Annotated in this window: 5 protein-coding genes; 3 read left to right on the top strand and 2 right to left on the bottom strand. The window is 37.9% G+C overall.

Features of this window, described 5'->3' with window-relative positions; translation table 11 throughout:
• Both AC1DPQ_RS24545 and AC1DPQ_RS24540 read left to right on the top strand, forming a co-directional pair.
• On the top strand, positions 1-657 hold a 657-nt coding region (locus AC1DPQ_RS24545; protein WP_477611164.1), incomplete at its 5' end, for a glycoside hydrolase family 97 C-terminal domain-containing protein.
• A 163-nt stretch (positions 658-820) separates the two neighbouring features.
• Positions 821-1,417 carry an FMN-dependent NADH-azoreductase gene (locus AC1DPQ_RS24540; protein WP_477585021.1) on the top strand — a complete coding sequence of 199 codons (597 nt, stop codon included), beginning with the start codon at positions 821-823 and terminating at the stop codon, positions 1,415-1,417.
• Between the two features lie 129 nt (positions 1,418-1,546).
• On the opposite strand, the gene AC1DPQ_RS24535 is transcribed toward AC1DPQ_RS24540, so the two are convergent.
• On the bottom strand, positions 1,547-1,909 hold the full coding sequence (locus AC1DPQ_RS24535; RefSeq protein WP_477585022.1) for a response regulator transcription factor: 363 nt from the start codon (positions 1,907-1,909) through the stop codon (positions 1,547-1,549).
• A 293-nt stretch (positions 1,910-2,202) separates the two neighbouring features.
• Between AC1DPQ_RS24535 and AC1DPQ_RS24530 the strand changes: the two genes are divergently transcribed.
• Positions 2,203-2,451, top strand: coding sequence for a hypothetical protein (locus tag AC1DPQ_RS24530; RefSeq protein WP_477611163.1), 249 nt, complete (start codon positions 2,203-2,205; stop codon positions 2,449-2,451).
• A gap of 306 nt (positions 2,452-2,757) precedes the next feature.
• Here AC1DPQ_RS24530 and mnmA read toward each other — a convergent pair whose 3' ends face one another.
• Positions 2,758-3,849, bottom strand: a complete 1,092-nt coding sequence (gene mnmA / locus AC1DPQ_RS24525; protein ID WP_477611162.1) for a tRNA 2-thiouridine(34) synthase MnmA — start codon at positions 3,847-3,849, stop codon at positions 2,758-2,760.
• Between the last annotated feature and the right edge of the window lie 562 nt (positions 3,850-4,411).

Genomic DNA, 4,411 nt, shown 5'->3' with positions numbered 1-4,411 from the left:
GCATTTAAACCAGCTGGTTTGGAAGTAGCTTATCCCAATGTGCTCTCTTATGAAGGCGTTATAGGTATGGAACAAAATATTGGAGGCGGTTTGGCCACGCCAAACAACAACTTATTCCTTCCATTTTTACGTAATGCAGTGGGGCCGATGGATTACACGCCCGGGGCCATGCGTTCGGCACATAAAGAGGATTATAAACCTAGCTGGGTAAATACCATGAGCATTGGTACCAGGGCGCATCAGCTGGCCATGTATATTGTTTTTGAAAGTGGTTTTCAAATGCTGGCCGATAATCCTTTTAACTATTTAAGAGAGCCCGAAACCACTTCGTTTATTACCAGCGTTCCCGTAACCTGGGATGAAACTAAAATCCTGGATGCAAGCGTTGGCGAATATATCGTTACAGCTAAACGTAAAGGCGACAAATGGTTTATTGGTGCTATGGGCAACGATCAAAAACACGACTTGAAAATTGAAACCGGTTTTTTGAAACCAAATGCAAATTACCAGATCAACCTGATCAAAGATGGCATCAATGCCGATTTTCAGGCAATGGATTTTAAACGCATCGTAAAACCAATTAAAGCAGGAGAAACGATCGATATCAATATGGTAAAAGACGGTGGCTTTGTTGCTGTAATTGAGCAAGTTAAATGACAGTATTAATGTTTTTGTTGAAGGAGCTTATTAGTTAAATAAGCTCCTTTTTTATTGAGATGAAGTAGCAACTATACCAAAGGATAGCACTATCCTCTGGTATAGTAGTAGCTTTTTGATACTTCGTATCTATAATTTTGCCAGACATAAAAAGGCAAAAAAAATGAAAATATTACATCTTATATCAAGCCCGAGAGGCGAAGCATCATTCAGTATTAAATTGGGAAATGCGATTGTTGAAAAATTACAGGCTGCAAATCCGGGAAGCACTTTAACTACACATGATCTTACCAATACCCCATTTCCACATTTGGAAGAGGTACACATCAATTCTTTTTTTACACCGCAAGAAAATCACACGGCAGAATTTTCGGAAGCAATAAGACATTCAAATGAGGCCATTGCCGAACTTAAAGATGCTGATGTGATTGTAATTGGTGCGCCGTTGTATAATTTCGGTATTCCTTCTACTTTAAAAGCATGGATCGATCATATTGCACGTGCCGGTCAAACCTTCAGCTACTCAGAAAAAGGCCCCGAAGGTTTGGTAAAAAACAAAAAAGTATATCTGGCCATTTCGTCTGGCGGCGTGTATTCGGAGGGACCAATGAAGCCTTACGACTTTACAGAATCATATTTAAGATCTGTTTTAGGCTTTATGGGCATGGTTGACATTACAGCATTCAGGGCCGAAGGCTTAAGCATGCCTACTATAAAAGATGTAGCGCTGGGTAAAGCAGTTGAAAGTATAATACTTTAAGGGGGTTAATTCGTCATTGCGAGGAGGAACGACAGCCTGTCCCGACTTTTCGGGAAAGCAATCTTTCATACTGCCTGGTACAAGATTGCTTCATCCAATGAAAAATTGGCTTCGCAATGACGATTTCCTTTAATTAAGCAAATATTTATCTACTCTATTAACAAAATCGTTCAGATCGAAAGGTTTGTTGATGAAATCTTCCGCATCACATTTAGCCTTAACTGCGTTCAAATGGTTGTTAGCCGACATCATCATTACCGGAATATCATGTGTTTTAATATTTCGCTTTAGCGTATTACAGATATCCAGACCATTTCCATCAGGCAACATAATATCAAGAATTACCATATCTGGCCGGTGTTTACTCATTTGAAACCAAAAATCGTTGGTGTTAGGGCAGGTCTTTACTTCGTAAAGTTCTTCGATCAATAAAAATTCGATGATTTCTCTAATACTCGGATTGTCTTCTACTACATAGATGCACTTTTTCATAAGCTCTATTTTTATTATATAGATAACTAGTCTAGCTATCAGATGTTTAAGATAGTTATGCACAATACTGGAGTTATTAACCTTTTGGTACGCCGTGTCATGCATTTCTATAATTTTTGTGCTGACTAAAAAAAATACAAAAATAAATTTTGATACTAATTTTTTTAGTATAGATTTGCTTTTGAAGAGACAGAATACAGGAGATATCATAAAGATAATCCGATGTATTTAATTGATGATTTTAAACAAAAAGCTTCTTGCTTGGTTTGTTTGCTGATATATTTATTTTTTCTATGACCGTTACCGTTTTAGCCATATTCGAAACAGATTTTAGACCAGATCTTTCATTAGGTAAAATCATGAATGAAAGACTGAGGATTGCTGCTGCAGATCTGCAGGACATTCATTTGCAGCATTTACAGGCCATTGGGCAACGTAGTGATGATTTAGTGGTGTATATAAGTTATAACCCCAAATATAAAATAAGATGGCGTCGTGATATTTTATGGCGGTCGTCATTCTCGCCTAAGCGGGAATCTTAATTCGATAAACTTACTTTTATGATGGATAGATTATAGAAGTCTAAAATAAATAGATGGCATGAAAGATGTTGAAATAAATCCGATAGCTATCGAATCAGCATGACGATTTCTCGACTATAGCCTAATAAAATTCAAACAAAAAGAGGTTGTGTCATAAATATAGATTTGTCATCCTGAGCCTGTCGAAGGACCTATTTAAATACTCTTTAAGGTGTTTCGACAGGCTCAACATGACATCATCTGAGCTGAAATTGCCTTTATGATAAACCTCTTTCGTTTTCTATGGTCGTAAATGGATCTCAGCGATTAAACTAAAAATCCTCCGCCCAATAAATCATTTCCTTCGTAAAATACCGCCGATTGTCCTGGTGCAATTGCTGAAACATTGTGATCGAACACCACACGCATTTTATCTTTTTCCTGAACAATTGTACTTAGCATACCCGTATCTTTGTAGCGGATTTTGGTAATCACATCATTCATTGGTTCTTCAATGCTTGCATATTTTATCAGGTTAATGTTACGTACCATGGCTTCGCGGCGTTCAAGCTCATCAGCTTTACCCAAAACTACCGTATTACTTTCTGGCAGGATCTGCGTTACAAACATGGGCTCGCCAAAGGCAACGCCTAAACCTTTACGTTGGCCAATGGTGTAAAAAGGATAACCTTTATGTTGCCCAACAACCATTCCATTACTTAAAATGAAATTTCCGCCGGCTACTCTATCTTCTAAATCTTCTACTTTATGTTTTAGGAAAGCCCTGTAATCGTTATCCGGAACAAAACAGATTTCGTAACTCTCCGATTTTTTTGCCAGTTCTTCCTGTCCCATATCCAAAGCCATTTGTCTGATTTCAGATTTTGCAAAACTGCCCAATGGGAATTTAGTACGCGAAAGATTTTCTTGCGAAACGCCCCACAGTACATAAGATTGATCCTTGTTTTCGTCTTTTCCTTTTGAAATTACATAACGGCCGCTGTCTTGCTGGCGGATATTGGCATAGTGCCCTGTTGCGATAAATTCGCAATCGAGTTTATTGGCACGTTTTAAAAGTGCTTCCCATTTAATGTGTGTATTGCACAAAACACATGGATTTGGGGTTCTTCCGGCAAGGTATTCATCAACAAAATTATCGATTACATAATCGCCAAATTCATCCCTGATATCAAGGATATAATGGGGAAAGCCATAGTTTACGGCAAGTGTACGGGCATCGTTGATACTATCTAATGAGCAACAGCCAGTTTCTTTACTGCTACCGCCAGAAGTAGCATAATCCCAGGTCTTCATGGTTAAGCCAATAACCTCATAACCCTGCTCATGCAACATTACAGCCGCTACCGAACTATCAACCCCGCCACTCATGGCAACCAGAATTCTACCGTGTTTACTCATCTTAAAAATATTGGATGCAAAAATAAGGTTTATTTAGCTGAAATTATTTAAAGCAAGTCAGTTACTTGTAAAAAGCGGTTGTTAAATAACTTGCTTATCACTTAGATGCGCTAAAGTGGCTCAGGTGTTCAGTAATATTTTGAAAATGGGTGGTCCGGTGTTAGTGGCTGTCAGTAGTCCYGCTATCCCTTCAAGTCCTTCCCGATGAATCGGGATACCTCACCTCCGGGCTTTCCGTTCCATCAGGTTTACATTATAAAGTCTGTGGTCTTTGGCAATTACAAAAAACTCACATAAATCACTCAGCTTTTCGAAACTTGAAGGGAAACCGCAATAAATTGTATCTTCAAGCTTATTAAATGTATTTTTTATTTTACTTAAACGTTTTAGTTATATGTTTTATACATATTTGAAGATAAATTAATACCTTAGAATTTTCAACAAAACAAGCTAAATTTTAAAAAGATATGATTAAAAAAATTATCCTGCCCTGTCTTTTGCTATCGGTCCTGGTTACATCGGCACAACAGAATCTGGTGCAGTATGTTAAGCCCATTATTGG

Source organism: Pedobacter sp. 01T416_2 (assembly GCF_056398925.1).
The sequence above is the reverse complement of the archived record's forward strand: the minus strand, read 5'-3'. Positions and strand labels throughout refer to the sequence as shown.

Bases quoted from the DNA above. Each gene is read 5' to 3' on its own strand.
- mnmA (WP_477611162.1), bottom strand. From the start codon at position 3,849: ATGAGTAAACACGGTAGAATTCTGGTTGCCATGAGTGGCGGGGTTGAT.
- AC1DPQ_RS24535 (WP_477585022.1), bottom strand. From the start codon at position 1,909: ATGAAAAAGTGCATCTATGTAGTAGAAGACAATCCGAGTATTAGAGAA.
- AC1DPQ_RS24540 (WP_477585021.1), top strand. From the start codon at position 821: ATGAAAATATTACATCTTATATCAAGCCCGAGAGGCGAAGCATCATTC.
- AC1DPQ_RS24530 (WP_477611163.1), top strand. From the start codon at position 2,203: ATGACCGTTACCGTTTTAGCCATATTCGAAACAGATTTTAGACCAGAT.